Annotated in this window: 1 protein-coding gene; it reads left to right on the top strand. The window is 64.2% G+C overall.

Annotation, left to right across the window (positions count from 1 at the left end; all coding sequences use genetic code 11):
* Positions 1–201, top strand: a 201-nt coding sequence (locus B0W80_RS36105; RefSeq protein ID WP_218668994.1) for a hypothetical protein, incomplete at both ends; no start/stop codon positions are given.

The raw sequence follows: 201 nt of genomic DNA, 5'->3' as shown, positions 1-201 counted from the left end.
AGCACGGGCAGCACGCAGTACATCTACCTGCCGACGGCCAACGGGCCGATGCCCATCGCGGTGGTGATCAATGGCGAAGTGTTCGCGGTGCACAGCGATCACCTGAACACGCCCAGGCGCCTTACGAACAGCCAGGGGCAGGCTGTGAGGCAGTGGGCTTACTCGGCGTTCGGGGATGAGAAGCCGACGCTGGCGAAGTAC

The sequence above is a fragment of the Variovorax sp. KK3 genome, from assembly GCF_001984055.1.
Taxonomy (GTDB): domain Bacteria; phylum Pseudomonadota; class Gammaproteobacteria; order Burkholderiales; family Burkholderiaceae_C; genus Variovorax.
This window is presented reverse-complemented; position numbering and strand designations above follow the sequence as displayed.